Genomic DNA, 15,917 nt, shown 5'->3' with positions numbered 1-15,917 from the left:
CAGTACTGCCAATGCTATTGCGGCCAGTGCGTCCGCAGTGCGGGCAGCTTTGGGCCGCGCTGATCGGTCCCTCCGGTTGCGGCAAGTCGACCCTGCTGCGCATCTTCAACCGCATCTACGCGCTGTACCCGAAGCTGGAAGCGCGTGGCGAGGTGCTGCTGGACGGCGAGAACATCCTCTCGCCGAAGTACCCGATGAACCGCCTGCGCAGCAAGGTCGGCATGGTGTTCCAGAAGCCGGTGCCGTTCCCGATGACCATCTTCGAGAACGTGGCCTACGGCATCCGCCACCACGAGAAGCTGAGCAAGGCCGACATGGCCGACCGCGTCGAGCAGGCACTGCGCCAGGGCGCGCTGTGGGACGAAGTGAAGGACAAGCTCAACCAGAGCGCGCTTGGCCTGTCCGGTGGCCAGCAGCAGCGCCTGTGCATCGCCCGTGCCGTGGCCCTGCGCCCGTCGGTACTGCTGCTGGACGAGCCGACCTCGGCGCTGGACCCGATCTCGACCAGCCGCATCGAGCAGCTGGTGGAAGAGCTCAAGCACGAGTACACGATCGTCATCGTCACCCACAACATGCAGCAGGCCGCGCGCGTGTCCGACTACACCGCCTTCATGTACCTGGGCGACCTGATCGAACACGACCGCACCGAGGTGATCTTCTCGCAGCCTTCGCAGCGGCAGACCGAGGACTACATCACCGGTCGCTTCGGCTGATCAGCCTGTTTCTTCGCCACATGTTCCAGCCAGGCATGGCCTGGCTCTACCCGGATTGCAGACCATGAATCTTCCCAACGACCACATCGTCAAGAGCTACGACGAAGAGCAGCAGCGTCTGGTAGCCGAAATCGTGCGCATGGGCGAAATGGCCGTCGCCCAGCTGGAGGCGTCGATGGACGTCATCGAGAAGCGCGATGAGAACGCCGCTCACCGTATCATCGCCAATGATGAAGCCATCGACCAGCTGGAACAGCAGATCAGCCACGACGTGATGCGTCTGGCCCTGCGCGGCCCGATGGCCCGCGACCTGCGTGAGATCCTGGCCGGCCTGCGCATTCCGGCCGATATCGAACGCATCGGCGACTACGCCGCAAACGTGGCCAAGCGCTCCATCGCGCTGGGCAAGGTGCCGCCGCTGCCGCAGATCCAGGGCCTGCGCGCCCTGGGCCGCCTGGCCGCACAGCAGGTGCGCCGCGCCATCGCCGCCTACCGCGACAACGACGCCGAGGCCGCCATCGCTCTGCGCGAGGATGACGCCCGCCTGGACGCGCAGTACACCGCGCTGTTCCGCGAACTGCTGACCTACATGATGGAAGACCCGCGCAACATCACCCCGTGCACCCACCTGCTGTTCATGGCCAAGAACCTGGAGCGCGTGGGCGACCACGCCACCAACATCGCCGAGAACGTGTGGTTCCTGGTGCACGGCGAGCAGCCGCTCCCCCCGCGCGAAAAGCGCGACGAGACGTCGAGCACCGGCCACGTCTGATACTGCGCTGCAACAGCGGAAACGCGTTCGAAGGCCCCTGTCGGCATGACAGGGGCCTTTTTGTTTGCGCGTGGCATGGGCATTCATCCGCGCATGGCGTGGATCTACTGGACACTCACGGAAATTTGGGTTGCCGCCCCTCCAGTAGATTCACGCCATGCGTGGATGCCGTGCACCGAACCACCTCTCACGGCTGTAACAATTCTCACGAAAATTTGAGTTATCGGAGAGGATTCCTTGAGTAGGATCGCTGCACCATCGTTTCACCCCGGGCGCCCGCCCACCACCCAAGGAGTACGACCGATGAGCCAATCCAACAAGACCCTGTCCCTGCTGACCGCCACTGCTCTTGCGGCAGGCCTGGGGGTGACGGCCAGTGCTTCGGCCCTGAGCATGACCGACCTTGCCCAGGGCTACCTGGTGGCCGGCCAGGCGGCGAAGGCAGGCGATGCCAAGGCCGTCGAAGGCAAGTGTGGCGGCGACAAGGGCAAGCACGCCGAGGGCAAGTGCGGTGCCGACGGCAAGAGCGCCGAAGGCAAGTGTGGCGCTGAAAAGAGCAAGGCAGGTGCTGCTGCGGGCGCCAAGGCCAAGACCGCCGGCGACAAGAAGGCTGCCGAAGGCAAGTGCGGCGAAGGCAAGTGCGGTGGCAAGCACTGACGCTGCGGCCAGCGTCGTCCCCCCGCGGTCGCCGCTGCCAGCGGCGGCCGTCGGGCTGGGCCTGCGGCGGGCGCTGCTGCAGGACCTGTACGACGCCCCGGCCGGTGACTTCGATTTCCTGGAATGCGCGCCGGAGAACTGGATCGACGTGGGCGGTCCCGCGGGCGATGCGCTGGATGAACTGGCCCGGCGCCATCCATTGAACTGCCACGGGCTGTCATTGTCGCTGGGCGGCAGCGCAGCGCTGGACACCCGGCTGCTGCAGCAGATCGGCCGCTTTCTTGAACGCCATCGCGTGCCGCTGTACAGCGAGCACCTGAGCTACTGCAGCGACGACGGCCAACTGTACGACCTGCTGCCCATTCCCTTCACCGACGAAGCCGTGCGCCACACCGCCGCACGCATCACCCAGGTGCAGGATCTGCTTGGCCGGCGCATCGCGGTGGAGAACGTGTCCTACTACCTGGCCCCGCAGCCGGCGATGGACGAACTGGCCTTCACCAATGCAGTCCTGGCCGAGGCCGACTGCGATCTGCTGCTGGACGTCAACAATGTCTACGTCAATGCCTGCAACCACGGCTATGATGCCGAGGCCTTCATCGCCGGCCTGCCGGCGCAGCGCATCGTCTGCCTGCACGTGGCCGGGCATCTGGACGAAGCCGCAGACCTGAAGATCGATACCCACGGCAGCGCGGTGATCGACCCGGTGTGGGCGCTGCTGGAGCGCAGCTACGCCCGCTTCGGCCCGCGCCCGACCCTGCTGGAACGTGACTTCAATTTCCCGCCCTATGCCGAGCTGCAGGGTGAACTGCACACCATCCGCCGTCTGCAGGCCGATCACGGCGGGGGCGACCATGGCTGACGCCCCCGAACGCCTGCGCGCTCAGCAGCACGCCTTCACCGCTCACCTGCGCGATCCGCAGCAGGTTCCCGCGCCGGCCGATCTGGACCCGCGGCGGGTGGCGGTGTACCAGCGACTGCTGTTCAACAACCTGCTGGGACTGCTGGGCAATGGCTTCCCGGTCTGTGTTCGCCTGCTCGGCGAACCGGCCTGGACCGCGCTGGTGCGGCAGTACTTCGCCAGCCACCACGCGCGCACGCCGCTGTTCACCGGCGTGGCCGCCGAATTCGTGCAGTGGCTGCAGGCACAACCGACCCTGCCGCATCCGGCGTTGGCCGAACTGGCCCACTACGAGTGGGTGGAAACCGATCTGTACCAGCGAGCAGCCGAACCGCTGCCGCCCGCCCAGGGCTGCGATCCGCTGCGGGTGCCACTGCGTTGCTCGCCGCTGGCCTGGCCGCTGCTGTACGCATGGCCGGTCCACCGCCTGGGTGCGGATGACGCGCCTGCGGCACCACCACCGGAACCCACCGGGCTGCTGGTCCGCCGCGATGACGATGGCGTGGTGCGCTTCGCCCAGCTCAGCCCGTTGGCCGCGCACCTGTTGATGCTCATCGAACAGGCGCCGGGCAGCACCGGCCAGCAGCAGTTGCAGCAGTTGGCTCGTCTGCACCACCTGCAAGCGGATGCATTGACCGAACCCGGTACTCAGCTGCTGCAGCAGTTCCTGCAGAGCGGTGTGATCGGCCCGGTGCCCGCCCCAGCCTGATCCCCCCAAAGAGATAGACCCGATGAACACTCTGCCCCTGGCCGCCCTGCGCGCCCGGATGGATCGCTGCGGCCCGTGGTTGGCCCCTCTGGGCCTGCGCCTGCTGCTCGCCTGGGAATATTTCGAGTCCGGCCGCGAGAAGCTGCACGGCCAGAACTGGTTCGCCGAGCTGCAGGGCGCGTTCCCGTTTCCATTCGGCCAGCTGCCGGCCAGCGTGAACTGGCAGCTGGCGACCTGGTTCGAACTGGTGGGTGCGGTCTGCCTGTTGTTCGGCGTGGGCACGCGCTTCGCTGCGGCCAGCCTGCTGGTGCTGACAGTGGTTGCCACCTACGCCGTGCATTGGCCCATGCACTGGAATTCACTGGGCGAACTGGCGATGGGGTATGCGATCAGCGACCAGGGCTTTGGCAACTTCAAGCTGCCGGTACTGTTCATGGCAATGCTGCTGCCGCTGCTGTTCAACGGCGCCGGGCGACTGAGCGTGGATGCATGGGTGGCGCGCCGGTGGTCGCCAACGCTGCTTGCCGCTGGTTCTTTGCCCCGGTAGTGAAGAAACCGGGCTGGCTCTGAGTTCGAGCCAGGGTTGGCAGCCCCGGTCGCGCCAATGCCTGCAAAGGTGCCCATTGAATCCCCTGTTCATCAGAAGGTCTGATGCTGGATCGGCTCTCTTTCTCGGCCACACGCTCGACCGCACCCCCCGTGGCGCGTGCGTCCGCGATTACCAGCAGCATGGCCTGCGTACACCGGCCAGCGGCCAGGAATGGCACAAGGCCGAGGGCTGCTGTGTACTGCTCGCCTCAGCTGCCGGCGTCAGCGCCGACGGGGTGCCAACCCACCGCTGACCGAAGGCGGCGTACCGGCCATGACCTGCATGGCCGGGCGCTCAGGGTCGCTCTGCTAGAATCCGCGCATGAATGACCCCACCCCCGCAGCTGACGCCGCCCCTGTTTCCGTAGTTCCGATGGCGCAGCGCGCGATGGCGCAGCGCTTCCGCGGCTTCCTGCCGGTGGTGGTGGACGTGGAAACCGGCGGCTTCGACAGCCAGCGCAACGCGCTGCTGGAAATCGCCGCCGTGCCGATCGAAATGGATGAGAACGGCCTGCTCCATCCGGGCCAGACCGCCAGCGCCCACGTGGTGCCCGCCGAGGGGCTGGAGATCGACCCGAAATCGCTGGAAGTGACTGGTATCATCCTTGACCATCCGTTCCGGCTGGCGAAGGAAGAAAAAGCCGCGCTCGACCACATCTTCACCCCGGTCAGGGCCGCGATGAAGAAGTACGGCTGCCAGCGCGCGATCCTGGTGGGCCATAACGCCCATTTCGACCTGGGGTTCGTCAACGCTGCCGTGGCCCGTACCGGGCACAAGCGCAACCCGTTCCATCCCTTCAGCGTTTTCGACACGGTCACCCTTGCCGGTATCGCCTATGGGCAGACGGTGCTGGCCCGCGCGGCCAATGCGGCCGGCCTGGGCTGGGATGCCAACGAAGCACACAGCGCGGTGTATGACACCGAGCAGACAGCGCGGCTGTTCTGCACCATCGCCAACGCCTGGCCGCGGTAAGCCGACCAACGGCGCAAATGCATCCACGCATGGCGTGAGGCCCATCGCAATGCGGACCAACGGTCCGCACCCACCAACCAATGGCCATCACCCGATGCTGGTACGGTCGCGGCCGTCGCTCTTGGCGCGGTAGAGCGCGCGGTCAGCACGCTGGTACAGCAGCGCCGGGGTACGGTCGTCGCCGGCCAATTCCACCAGGCCGGCACTGAAGGTCACCCGCAGGCCCTTCACCCCCGCCCAGTCCGGATGGTCATGGAACAGGCCCCGCAGGCGCGCGCAGACCTGTGCCGCTTCTTCCAGCCGCGTGTCGTTGAGCAGCAGGGCGAACTCTTCGCCACCGGTACGTGCCGGCAGGTCCGAGTCACGGCAGGCGGCGGCGATCACTTCGGCCACTTCCTTCAGCACCAGGTCGCCGATGCTGTGGCTGTAGGTGTCGTTGACATCCTTGAAGTGGTCGATGTCCAGCACCACCAGGCTCAGCGGGTGGCCACTGCGCTGCGAACGGGCGAAATCGCGGGCCAGGGTTTCGTCGAAGCCACGGCGGTTGGCCAGCCCGGTCAACGCATCCTCGCGCGCCTGCCGCTCGAACGCCTCGGCCTGCCGCGCAAGACGCTCGGCCAGCTCGGTCTTTTCCAGGTTCAGTGCCTGCAGATGCACCGTCTGCGCCTGCAGGTCGAGGGTCGCTTCATCCACTCGCCGGGCCAGGCGCAGGTTGCTGGCCTTGTACTGCTGCAGCAGGAAGCGGTACAGCGCCACCAGTGCGCCCAGCAGCAACAGGCAGATCAAGGCCTGCACGCTGTGCCGCTGCCACCAGAACGGTTCAACGGTAAAGCTCCATACGGCTTCCTGCTGGCCCCAGGCACCGCCCGGGTGCGAGGCCGCCACATGCAGGGTGTAATCGCCCGGCGGCAGGCCGACGAATTCGACGCTGCGCTGCGGACCACGTTCCACCCAGCCGGCATCCAACCCTTCCAGGCGCGTGCGGTAGCGGATGCGGTCGGACATCAGGTAGCTGAGGCCGACGTAGCTCACCGCCAGCCGGCGGCCACCCGGAATCAGGTTGCGTTCGGGGCCTTCCCAGTGCACCGGCGCACCATCCACCTGTACGTTCTCGATGGCCGCCGGCGGCGCCGGCCGCTCGCGGAAACGCTGCAGGCGCTGCGGATCCACCGTACTGAGGCCGCCGGCAGTCACCACCCAGAAGGTGCCATCCTGGCGCAGGATCGCCGACGGCCCTGAGCTGCCGTTGGCCTGCGCATTGGCCATGCCGTCGATCTCGTTGTAGCGCTCCACCGTCACCCGCGGCGCACGGCCATCGGCCACGGCGTTCAACGTGGTCATGTCGGTGCGCAGCACCCCCCGGTTGCTGCTGATCCACACATTGCCCAGGCGGTCAGGTACCAGCTGGAACACCGCATCGACCGGCATGCCCTGCTCCAGGCCAACCCGCGACAGGCGTCCCCTGTACCAGCGGTACAGGCCACGGTCGCTGCTGATCCACATCGCCTCGCCGATCTGGTGGAAGCCGAACACACTGCGACCGCCCCCCATCGGCGCCAGATCGATGGACTGCACATGATCGCCGCGCAGCACGCGGATGCCCTCGATGGTGCCGATCCACAGATTGCCCTGGTGATCGTGTTCCAGCGCGGTGATCAGGCCGCCCGGCATTCCGGGTACATCGGACACGTGTACGCGTTCGCCGTCGATGCGCACCACGCCCTTCTGCGTGCCCGCCCAGACCACTCCGGCCGGATCGACGCTGATCGCGCGGATGTTGCCGCCCGGCATGCCGTCGCCAGGACCATAGTTGTGGCGCAGGCTGCCATCGGCACGCAGGCGGTACACACCGTCACCGAAGGTGCCCACCCACAGGTCGCCATCAGGGCCCTGGGCCAGGCTCAGCACCGATGGCGCCTTGCCGCCGCGGTTGTGCAGCGGTATCGCCCGGAAGCGGCCATCGGCGGTCTGCAGGTCCAGGCCGCTGGCGCTGCCCACCCACAACTGCCGGCTGCGGTCCTCGAACACGGTGCGCACGTAGTCACCACTGAGCCCATCGCGCTCGGTGTAGCTGCTGAACAGGGTTTCGCGCAGGCGGTACAGGCCGCCGTTGGCGCCGACCCAGATGCTGCCTTCGGCATCCTCGCGCAGGCTGACCACGCGGCCACCGGGCAGGTTCAACCCTGCCGGGAGGCGCTCCAGGCCGTGGCTGGAGATGCGCAGCAGCCCCTGGTTCTCGGTGCCCAGCCACAGATCACCATGGCGGTCCTGCAGCATCGCGGTCATGTGCAGCTGCCCGGGCAGGCTGTGGACCAGGACCAGGCGGTCGTCCTCGACCCGGTACAGACGCTCGCCCGCCACGATCCACAGAGCGCCGTCGGGCGCGCGGTAGGGCCAGGTCAGGCCCTTGCCGACGCCCCACTCGGCCGGCGCGCGCTTGAGTTCACCGTCGTTGTCACGCAGGACCAGGCCGTCGAGGGTGCCGATCCAGACCCGGTCCTGGGCATCGACCACCAGCTTGGTGAAACTCATCGCCAGCGGTAGATCGGCCGGCGGCGGCTGGTAGGTCACGCCGGTTTCGGGCGTCAGGTAGGCGATGCCCTTGCCTTCATAAAGCAGCCACAGGCGGCTCTGGCTATCCATCTGCATCGATTGGATCAGCACTTCAGGCGTGTTGGCCTGGTGTTCCCACACCCGCCACTGGCCATCGGCGCTGCGGTAGGTCACGTTGCCGCGCGAATCGCTGATCCACAGCCCGCCCTGGCGATCGACCAGCAGCGCGCCGATGCCGTTGTCGCGCAGGCCCGGCCGCGTGCTGCGGTCGAACACGGTGAAGTCCAGGCCGTTGTAGCGCACCAGGCCTTCCCAGGTGGCGAACCAGAGGTGGCCTTCGGGGGTCTGGGCGATATCACGCAGCGAGTTGTGCGGCAGGCCGTTTCGCGAGGTCCACACGTCGATGGCGTAATCGCGCAGCGGTGGCGCGACGGTCTGGGCCGCCAGCGGCGCGGCCAGCAACAGCAGCAGCCACAGCACGCAGAGCCGCAGCACGCGACCGATGCCCAACCCCGGGTGGCGCCCCGCCAGGCGCCTGCCAGCCCCCTGCCTGCCCATTACTGCAACGGCAGTGGCCAGGTGGGGTTGCCACTTCCGGCAACACGCAGGAACAGGAACAGCCGGGCGGCATGGGGCCGCTCGCCGGTACGGACAGGCTGGCTCATCGCTGGAACTGTAGGGAGTTGGGGCGAATGATAGGGCAAACACCCCTGTCGGCGTCACCGTGGCGTGAAAACCGTGCGCCGGGGTGGGGTCACCCCCCTGCTGCGCCAGCAGGTGGCTCTGACCCCGCCCGTCCGTCCGCTGGCATCAGCGCGCGGTCACCGGCGTTCCCGCCGGCCATTGCACCACGGCTTCCAGCCCGCCTTCGGGACGGTTGCGCAGCCACAGGTGGGCGCCATCCTTCTCGGCCAGCGCGCGGGCGATGGTCAGGCCCAGGCCCGCGCCACCGGTCTGCCGCGAGCGCGAGGTCTCCACCCTTACGAACGGATCGAACACCGCTTCGAGCTGGTCATCGGCCAGGCCCGGGCCGTCGTCGGCCACCACCACGATGATCGCCCCGCCGCTGCGGTCCACCCGCACCCGCACCCGCTCGGCATACATCACCGCGTTGTCCACCAGATTGGAGAACAGCCGGTGCATGGCCAGCGGCCGCAGCATCAGCACCGCGCCGCTGCCGCCTTCAAAGGCCACATCGGCGCCGCCTTCGGCGGTGTCCTCGACGATGCTTTCCAGCAGCGAATCCAGATCCAGGGCAGCGCGCTGTTCAGCACTCTCGGCACTGCGGGCCAGTTCCAGGCCTTCGCGCACCAGCGCCTGCATCGCCGCCAGATCACCAATGAGGCGCTCGCGCAGCACCTCGTCGGTCACGTTTTCCAGGCGCAGGCGCAGCCGGGTCAGCGGCGTCTGCAGATCGTGGGTGATGGCCGCCAGCATCTGCGTGCGTTCGGCCAGGTGCCGCTGCAGCCGCTGCTGCATGGCATTGAAGGCTTCGGCAGCGCGCTGCACTTCGCGCGGGCCACGCAGCGGCAATGGATCACGCTGCAGGTCATCGCCCAGTTCCTCGGCCGCCGCGGCCAGGTCCTGCAGCGGTGCGCTGGCCATGCGCGAAACGATGTAGGCCAGCACGGCAATCGCCAGCACCAGCAGGGTCAGGAACAGCGGGTCCACGGCCAGCACGCCGTTGTGCGCCACCGCCGGCGAATCCAGTGCCAGCTTCAACGCGGTGCCATCACTGAGCACCACATCCACCGCACGGCACTTGGGTGGGATGAAGGACGGATCACGCTCGCGGGGCGGCCGGCGCTGGCCCGGCGGCGGTGGCGGCAGCAGTTCCTGCAGCTTGGGAATGCACGAGCGGAAGGAAGTGAAGTGCACGTGGGCGCGCGATACCGGTCCCGGGCGATCATCCAGCACTTCCATCAGCGCGGTGTCTTCACGGCCCAGACGTGCACCAGGCTGCAGCGCGCGCACGCTGGGACCGCCGGTTTCCAGCAACCGCTCGCGCAGCTCCGGGTTGCCGTCCAGCATGTTGACGTAGCCCTGCAGGCGGTCGGCGATGCGGTTCAGGTTCTGCCGCTCGAAGTCCTGCTGCCGCTTGGAAGTGGCCAGCAGGGTCGCACCAATGGCGGCCACCGCCATGCCCAGCAGCAGGATCACGAACAGCCGCCCCACCATCGAGGACAGGAAGTGGCGCAGGCGCTTCATCGGGGCTTATTCCAGGTTGACGGCCGAGGCCAGCACATAGCCTTCGTTGCGCACGGTCTTGATCAGACCGTCGGGCCCGCCATCGTCGGCCAGCTTGTTGCGCAGCCGGCTGACCTGCAGGTCGATCGCCCGGTCCTGGGCCTCGTAGTTGCGGCCGCTGCTGAGTGCCACCAGCTGCTCGCGCGAGAGCACCTTGTTGGCATGGGCGATGAACACCCGCAGCAGGCGGAACTCGGCACCGGACAGCACCACCACGCGACCATCGGGGTCCACCAGGTGGCGGTGCTCCAGGTCGAAGATCCAGCGCGAGAAGCGCGCACGGCGCACGGCCAGCGGCTCGAGGTTGGCTGGCAGGGCCTCGGTCCGGCGCAGCACGTTGCGGATGCGCGCCAGCAGTTCGCGCGGCTCGAAGGGTTTGGCCAGGTAGTCGTCGGCGCCCATTTCCAGGCCCAGCACGCGATCGATGGGCTCGGCGCGCGCGGTCAGCATGATGACCGGCGTGTTGGAGCGCGCACGCAGGTCGCGGCACAGGGTCAGGCCATCTTCGCGCGGCAGGTTGAGGTCGAGCACGATCAGGTCCACGTGCTCGCGTTCCAGCAGTTGGCGCATGCTGGTGCCGTCGGCCGCAGTGCTGACCAGATACCCGGCACGGCCGAGCTGTTCGGCCAGCAGGGTGCGGATGTCATTGTCGTCGTCGACGATCAACAGGCGATGCATCGGGTTTTCGGTCTCCATGTCGCGATTTTCCCGTGTCGGGAGCTGAACCGCATCCTGTCCGGTGCGTACCACTGTATCCGCACCGGTGCGGGATACCTGCAGTTACGCGTTTTGGCCGCCAGTGTTACATAGAGACATACCCTGAGGATTGAGCCGCCCTGCGCCCGATCTTCACAATGCCGGCCAATGCCGCTGCGGCGGCCTGCTGAGTGAAGCCCCCACGTGATCTCCCGCCTGTTGCCCGCGTCCCGCCGGGGCCGCCTGATCCTGATCGTCCTGCTTGTCGTGATCGCTGCAGCCTTGGCCTGGTGGCTCCTGCGCAAGCCCGCCGCGCCGGCCCTGGCCACCAGCCCGGTCAGCCGCGGCGACATCGAACAGACGGTGGAAGCCACCGGCGTGATCGATGCCTACAAGCTGGTCAGCGTCGGTGCGCAGGCCTCGGGCCAGATCAAATTGCTGAAGGTACAGCTGGGCGATACGGTGAAGGAGGGCGACCTGATCGCCGAGATCGACGCCACCACCCAACAGAACCAGGTACTCAACGCACAGGCCTCGCTGGACCAGGTGATCGCCCAGCGCGCCGTGCAGCAGGCCAGCCTGCGCCAGGCCGAGCTGGACTTCGCCCGGCAGAAGGAAATGCTGGCCGCCGAGGCCACCTCGCGGCAGGAATACGATGCCGCCGAGGCCACGCTGAAGACCGCCCGTGCCCAGCTGCAGTCGTACCAGGCGCAGATCAAGGGCCGCGAAACCGAGCTCGGCACCGCCCGCGCCAACCTGGCCTATACGCGCATCACCGCGCCGATGGACGGCACCGTGGTGGCGGTGGTGGCCGAGGAAGGCCGCACGGTGAACGCCAACCAGACCGCGCCCACCATCGTCATGCTGGCGCGGCTGGACGTGGTCACCGTCAATGCAGAGGTTTCCGAGGCCGACGTGGTCAAGATCAAGGCCGGCATGCCGGTGTACTTCACCACCCTGGGCGACCCGGACCGCAAGTACCACGCCACGCTGCGCCAGATCAATCCGGCGCCGTCGTCCATCGCCAACGAAAGCTCCTCCAGCGCCAGCAGCTCCTCCAGTTCCAGTTCCAGCAGCGCGGTCTACTACAACGCGCTGTTCGACGTGGAAAACCCCGACGGCACGCTGCGCATCGACATGACCGCACAGGTCTCGGTGCTGCTGCAGCAGGCCAAGGGCGCGCTGCTGGTACCGGCCGTGGCGCTGGGCCCGAAGACGCGTGACGGCGAGCGCGTGGTACGCGTGGTGGATGCGCAGGGCCAGCCGCAGCCGCGCAAGGTCAAGGTCGGCATCAACAACGGTGCCTCGGCGCAGATCCTGTCCGGCCTGAAGGAAGGCGAGCGCGTGGTGGTGGGCGAAGGCGGTGCGGCGGCGGCCAGCGGTGGCAGCGGCAACCGCAGCGGCGGCGCGATGCGCATGGGCCCGCCCGGTGGCATGGGCCCGCGTCGATGAGCACGACGGCGCCCCTGCTGCGCCTGCGTGACCTGCGCCGCGAGTTCCCGGCCGGCGATGATGTCATCGCCGTGCTGCGCGACGTCAACCTGGACATCCACGCCGGTGAGATGGTGGCCATCGTCGGCCAGTCCGGCTCGGGAAAGTCCACGCTCATGAACATCCTGGGCTGCCTGGACCGCCCCACGCGCGGCAGTTACCAAGTGGCCGGCCGCGAGACCGGAAGGATGGAGCCGGACGATCTGGCCGAACTTCGCCGCGGGCACTTCGGCTTCATCTTCCAGCGCTACCACCTGCTGGGCGACCTGGATGCGCGCGGCAACGTGGAAGTGCCGGCGGTGTATGCCGGCTGCCCCGGGCCCACCCGCAACGCACGCGCCGAGCAGCTGCTGCAGCGGCTGGGCCTGCACGACCGCATGCATCACAAGCCGGGCCAGTTGTCCGGTGGCCAGCAGCAGCGCGTGTCGATCGCCCGTGCCCTGATGAACGGCGGCGAGGTGATCCTGGCCGACGAACCGACCGGCGCGCTGGACACGAAATCGGGCGAGGAAGTGATGGCCATCCTCGGCGAGCTGCATGCCGAAGGCCACACCATCATCACCGTCACCCATGACATGAGCGTGGCCGAACACGCCCAGCGCATCATCGAGATCCGCGACGGTGAAATCATTGCCGACCGCGCCAACCCGAATGCCCCCAGCTACCGTGCGCAGCGCCAACCCAGCGCCGACGTCGCCCACGGCAGCAGCTGGCGCGCCGCCCGCGACCGCTTCACCGAAGCGTTCCGGATGGCCCTGCTGGCCATGAATGCCCATCGCCTGCGCACCTTCCTGACCATGCTCGGCATCATCATCGGCATCGCCTCGGTGGTGTCGGTGGTGGCGCTGGGTAACGGCTCGCAGCAGCAGATCCTGCAGAACATCAGCGCGCTGGGTACCAACACCATCGACGTCTACCCCGGCCGCGGCTTCGGCGACATGCGCTCGGCACGCGTACAGACGCTCAAGGCCACTGACGCCGACGCGCTGTCCCAGCAGAGCTACGTGGACAGCGCCACACCCAGCGTGTCGACCTCGGTCACCGCGCGCTACCGCAACCAGTCGGCCACCGCGCAGATCAGTGGCGTGGGCGAGCAGTACTTCCGGGTGAAGGGGGTGACCCTGCTCAGCGGCAGCTTCTTCGACCGCGATGCGATCCGCGGACTGGCCCAGGAAGCGGTGATCGACGAGAACACGAAGACCCAGTTCTTCCCCGACAGCGACCCGATCGGCCAGGTGATCCTGCTGGGCAACGTACCGGTGCGCGTGGTCGGCGTGGCCAAGAAGCAGAGCTTCGGGTTTGGCGGCAGCACCAGCCTGGGCGTGTTCGTGCCCTACACCACGGTGATGTCGCGCATGCTGGGACAGAGTTACGTCTCCAGCATCACCGTGCGCGTCAACGATGAAACACCGATGGATGCCGCGCAGGAAGCGATCACCCGGCTGCTGACCCTGCGCCACGGCACCGAGGATTTCTTCCTCAGCAACAGCGCTGAGATCCGCGAGACCATCGAACAGACCACGCGCACGATGACCCTGCTGATCGGCGCCATCGCCGCCATCGCGCTGCTGGTCGGCGGCATCGGCGTGATGAACATCATGCTGGTGTCGGTGACCGAACGTACCCGTGAGATCGGCGTACGCATGGCCGTGGGCGCGCGGCAGAGTGACATCCGCCAGCAGTTCCTGATCGAAGCGGTGCTGGTCTGCCTGATCGGCGGCCTGCTCGGCATCGGCCTGGCCCTGCTGCTGGGTGCGCTGATCGGCCACTTCTCCAGCAACTTCCAGGTGGTGTTCTCGACCGCCTCGATCATTGCCGCGTTCGCCTGTTCGACGTTGATCGGCGTGGCGTTTGGATTCCTGCCGGCACGCAATGCCGCCCAGCTCGACCCGGTGGAGGCCCTGGCCCGCGAATGAAAATGACGACCCGACTGACGACCTGCCCTGCCCCTTCACGCCTGCTGCTGGCCGGCGCCGTACTGCTCGCCCTGTCCGGCTGCGCCTCGGTGGGCCGTTACCCGACCCGGGACCCGGGCGTGGCCGCGACCTATGGTCGTGGCGATGCCACGCTCAATGCACCGGCCGACGACCCGCGCAGCAGCCTGGATACCCCCGGTCGTGACATCCGCCAGGACAGCTGGTGGACCGGTTTCGGTGATGAACGACTGAACCGTCTGGTGGCGCAGGCACTGGCCGCCAACAGTGACCTCGCTGCCGCCGGCCTGGCCGTGCAACGCGCGCGCCTGCAGGCCGGGCTGGCCAGCAACGCGCTGTGGCCGCAGCCCTCCTCGTCCGGCGTGAACGGCAATGCCAGCCGTGCCACCGACCAGGCCGACGATTGGCGCCGCAGTTACTCCACCGGGGTCTCGCTGGGCTGGGAGGTGGACCTGTGGGGCCGCCTGCGCACCGCGCGCGACATCGCCCGCTGGGAAGCACAGGCCACCGAGGAAGACCGGCAGAACACCGCCCTGCTGGTAATCGGCGACACGATCAGCCAGTACTGGACGCTGGCCTATCTCAACCAGTCCATCGCCAGCGGCGAATCCAACCTGCAACGCCTGGAGCGCACCCGCGACCTGGTCCAGGCGCGCTTCGACGCCGGTGCGGTCTCGCGCCTGGAAGTACGCCAGGCACTGCAGAATCTGGAATCGCAGCGCTCGGCGCAGAGTGCGCTGGAACAACAGCGGGTGGAAGTGCGCAACGCGCTGACCGTTCTGCTGGATGGCACACCGTGGCCACAGCAGGACGAGCCGCAGGACCTGCAGGCCGCGCGCAGCCCGGGCATCGACGAAGGCCTGCCGGCCGACCTGCTGGGCCGCCGCCCCGACCTGCGCGCGGCCGAGCTGCGCCTGCGCAACAGCCTGAAGACGATCAAGGTGACCGCCACCCAGTACTACCCGGCGTTGAGCCTGACCGGAAGCCTCGGTTCCAGTGCCACATCGCTGGGCGATGTGCTGCGCAATCCGGTGGCCACCCTGGGCGCCGGCCTGTCGCTGCCCTTCCTCAACCTGCAGCGTGCCCAGCTGGACACCGACATCGCCGGTACCGCCTACCAGATCGCCGCGACCAACTTCCGCAAGACGCTGTATACCGCGCTGTCGGAAGTGGACAACGCGCTGTCCGCGCGCGAGCAGCTGGCGCGCCAGGTGGCGGCCTCGCAGGCATCGTATGATCAGGCGGTGGAAGTGGAGCGCGCGCAGGAAGTGCGCTATCGCGTGGGTGCCACCGACCTGCGCACCTGGCTGGAAGCGCAGCAGACCCGACGCGATGCCGAGCTGTCACTGGCGCGCGTGCGGCAGAGCCAGCTGAGCAACGATGTGACCCTGTTCAAGGCCCTGGGCGGCAGCGCGGGGTAAGACGGCAGGAGCGCCAACCAAGGTTGGCGACTACCGGGTAGGTGTCGACCTTGGTCGACACGGTACCGCCGGCCGATCAACCGCGCTGGCGCACGGCCTCGAACAGGCTGACGCCGGCGGCAACGGAAACGTTCAGGCTCTCGATCTCGCCCGGCATCGGGATCTTGACCAGGCCATCGCAGTTCTCGCGGGTCAGGCGGCGCAGGCCATCGCCCACCACGATCAGCTGGAACGCATCCCAGAAGTTCGCACCGCCCTCGGC

15 protein-coding genes are annotated in these 15,917 nt (G+C 67.7%); 11 read left to right on the top strand and 4 right to left on the bottom strand.

The window, feature by feature from the left end; translation table 11 throughout:
* The 8 genes from pstB to rnt all read left to right on the top strand — a co-directional run.
* The coding region (gene pstB / locus ACQKDV_RS12680; protein WP_427784080.1) for a phosphate ABC transporter ATP-binding protein PstB at positions 1-713 on the top strand (713 nt) is incomplete at its 5' end.
* Between the two features lie 64 nt (positions 714-777).
* Positions 778-1,485 (top strand): phosphate signaling complex protein PhoU, encoded by a 708-nt coding sequence (gene phoU, locus ACQKDV_RS12675; RefSeq protein ID WP_427784079.1) that lies wholly within the window; start codon positions 778-780, stop codon positions 1,483-1,485.
* 303 nt (positions 1,486-1,788) lie between these two features.
* Positions 1,789-2,142, top strand: coding sequence for a hypothetical protein (locus ACQKDV_RS12670; RefSeq protein WP_427784078.1), 354 nt, complete (start codon positions 1,789-1,791; stop codon positions 2,140-2,142).
* Complete coding sequence (locus ACQKDV_RS12665; protein ID WP_427784077.1) at positions 2,129-3,004, top strand: DUF692 domain-containing protein; 876 nt, start codon at positions 2,129-2,131, stop codon at positions 3,002-3,004. The genes ACQKDV_RS12670 and ACQKDV_RS12665 overlap by 14 nt, the downstream gene beginning before the upstream one ends.
* The gene (locus ACQKDV_RS12660; protein WP_427784076.1) at positions 2,997-3,752 is read left to right on the top strand and encodes a DNA-binding domain-containing protein; all 756 of its coding nucleotides are present in this window, start codon (positions 2,997-2,999) and stop codon (positions 3,750-3,752) included. Before ACQKDV_RS12665 ends, ACQKDV_RS12660 begins: the two co-directional genes overlap by 8 nt.
* Positions 3,753-3,774: 22 nt before the next feature.
* Entirely contained in the window at positions 3,775-4,299 is a 525-nt protein-coding gene (locus ACQKDV_RS12655; RefSeq protein ID WP_427784075.1) for a DoxX family protein, read from the top strand.
* A complete protein-coding gene (locus ACQKDV_RS12650) occupies positions 4,238-4,594 on the top strand; it encodes an RcnB family protein (protein WP_427784074.1) in 357 nt (118 codons plus the stop codon). Before ACQKDV_RS12655 ends, ACQKDV_RS12650 begins: the two co-directional genes overlap by 62 nt.
* A gap of 68 nt (positions 4,595-4,662) precedes the next feature.
* Positions 4,663-5,313, top strand: a complete 651-nt coding sequence (rnt, locus tag ACQKDV_RS12645) for a ribonuclease T (protein ID WP_427784073.1) — start codon at positions 4,663-4,665, stop codon at positions 5,311-5,313.
* Positions 5,314-5,400: 87 nt separating this feature from the next.
* Here rnt and ACQKDV_RS12640 read toward each other — a convergent pair whose 3' ends face one another.
* From ACQKDV_RS12640 to ACQKDV_RS12630, 3 genes are all read right to left on the bottom strand, one after another.
* Positions 5,401-8,424: a two-component regulator propeller domain-containing protein gene (locus ACQKDV_RS12640; protein WP_427784072.1), complete on the bottom strand. Its 3,024-nt coding sequence runs from the start codon at positions 8,422-8,424 to the stop codon at positions 5,401-5,403.
* A 252-nt stretch (positions 8,425-8,676) separates the two neighbouring features.
* The gene (locus tag ACQKDV_RS12635; protein ID WP_427784071.1) at positions 8,677-10,074 is read right to left on the bottom strand and encodes an ATP-binding protein; all 1,398 of its coding nucleotides are present in this window, start codon (positions 10,072-10,074) and stop codon (positions 8,677-8,679) included.
* A 6-nt stretch (positions 10,075-10,080) separates the two neighbouring features.
* Positions 10,081-10,809 carry a response regulator gene (locus ACQKDV_RS12630; protein WP_079221281.1) on the bottom strand — a complete coding sequence of 243 codons (729 nt, stop codon included), beginning with the start codon at positions 10,807-10,809 and terminating at the stop codon, positions 10,081-10,083.
* Between the two features lie 204 nt (positions 10,810-11,013).
* Here ACQKDV_RS12630 and ACQKDV_RS12625 point away from each other — a divergent pair, with 204 nt between their 5' ends.
* The 3 genes from ACQKDV_RS12625 to ACQKDV_RS12615 are packed head-to-tail and all read left to right on the top strand — an operon-like array spanning position 11,014 to position 15,655.
* Entirely contained in the window at positions 11,014-12,261 is a 1,248-nt protein-coding gene (locus ACQKDV_RS12625) for an efflux RND transporter periplasmic adaptor subunit (RefSeq protein ID WP_427784070.1), read from the top strand.
* On the top strand, positions 12,258-14,216 hold the full coding sequence (locus ACQKDV_RS12620) for a MacB family efflux pump subunit (protein WP_427784069.1): 1,959 nt from the start codon (positions 12,258-12,260) through the stop codon (positions 14,214-14,216). Before ACQKDV_RS12625 ends, ACQKDV_RS12620 begins: the two co-directional genes overlap by 4 nt.
* Positions 14,213-15,655 (top strand): efflux transporter outer membrane subunit, encoded by a 1,443-nt coding sequence (locus tag ACQKDV_RS12615; RefSeq protein WP_427784068.1) that lies wholly within the window; start codon positions 14,213-14,215, stop codon positions 15,653-15,655. Before ACQKDV_RS12620 ends, ACQKDV_RS12615 begins: the two co-directional genes overlap by 4 nt.
* 76 nt (positions 15,656-15,731) lie before the next feature.
* Here the strand turns inward: ACQKDV_RS12615 and ACQKDV_RS12610 are convergent.
* Positions 15,732-15,917 (bottom strand): TrmH family RNA methyltransferase (locus ACQKDV_RS12610; protein WP_427784067.1); only part of this gene is annotated, 186 nt, incomplete at its 5' end.

It is taken from the genome of Stenotrophomonas sp. NPDC077659, assembly GCF_050268705.1.
Lineage (GTDB): Bacteria > Pseudomonadota > Gammaproteobacteria > Xanthomonadales > Xanthomonadaceae > Stenotrophomonas.
This window is presented reverse-complemented; position numbering and strand designations above follow the sequence as displayed.